Below are 1,177 nucleotides of genomic sequence, written 5' to 3'. Positions count from 1 at the left end.
TCGCTGAAGACCCTTACGCTGAAGCCTATGCGTTGGCACTTGAGTGCGCGAATCGGTCGCCAGATGTTGTCGCTGCTAATAAGAAACTCTACAACAAGACTTGGTGGTCCAGTCCTGGGTTCGCCTTATTTTACGAGACTTGGTATCAAATAAAGGTAGGGGTAGGTAAGAACAGAGCAATTGCTGCTCAACGTGAAATTCATCGAGACAAGGCGCGTCCATACGTCGCTAGAAGGTTCAAATAGCGCTTGTAAAGTAATAACGGGTATTCCCATTGTTTATAGGGCTTTGCGGTAACCTTAGATCAATTTAATGTCTAAGGCTAAATGAGCAATCTGATGAACAAAACTTTTACTTACTCGCTAGCTGCCACCGCAATTTTTACAAGTTTAAATGCTTTCGCAAGTGGTCTATTTTTACAAGAAGCTGTCGTCGCCAATGCCGGTACAACTGGCGCAGGTGACGGTGTTTACTCTCGTTCAGCTGCTGCGATGTGGACCAACCCAGCAACCATGTCTCACATGGGCGAAAGCAAAACGACTATCAATACCATGGCGTTTGACCTTGAGATGAAATATCAAGACAACCAAGACTCTAGCGGTGATGGTAAAGGCCATTCAGTGTTGCCTTCATTTGGTGCTTTCCACGCGCATCAAGTAACAGACCAACTGCACCTTGGTATCGCACTTGGCGCTGTTGGTGGCTCAAGCCTTGATTACGGTAGCGATTGGGCAGGTGCTGCCCTTCTAGAAGAAATTACTCTGACCGCAATGCAAGTGAATCCATCACTGAGTTATAAGCTGAATGACCAATGGTCTGTTGGCGCAGGTATTCAATTGAGTTGGGCTGCATTACAACAGTCATCTTCTCTTTTTATAGCCAAGCAAGATACTGACTGGGCTTATGGTTATAACCTTGGTGTTATGTACACTCCAACAGAGAAGTTAAAATTGGGTGCGAGTTACCGCTCGAAACTAGAGCACGAATTTAACAATGATGTGAATGTCTTTACTGGCGGTAAACGTTCATTGAATACTGGTATTGATGTACCTGAACTCGTTGATGTCAGTGCAAGCTATGCATTGAATTCTCAATTAGATTTATTGGCAAGCATCCAGTTTCATCGTTGGAGCCAATGGGACAATACTGTTTTGGATCTAGGTACCAACGAAAATGG

General features: G+C 44.6%; 1 protein-coding gene and 1 pseudogene. Both read left to right on the top strand.

Annotated features, from left to right (window positions below; genetic code table 11):
- A pseudogene (locus tag AB4496_RS23605) lies at positions 1-245 on the top strand (enoyl-CoA hydratase); the annotation flags it as partial.
- A 93-nt stretch (positions 246-338) separates the two neighbouring features.
- Positions 339-1,177 (top strand): OmpP1/FadL family transporter (locus AB4496_RS23600; RefSeq protein WP_372132190.1); only part of this gene is annotated, 839 nt, incomplete at its 3' end.

Source organism: Vibrio sp. 10N.222.46.A1, assembly GCF_041473595.1.
Classification (GTDB): domain Bacteria; phylum Pseudomonadota; class Gammaproteobacteria; order Enterobacterales; family Vibrionaceae; genus Vibrio; species Vibrio tasmaniensis_A.
Note: the sequence above shows the minus strand (reverse complement) of the source record. Positions and strands in the feature narration are given on the sequence as shown.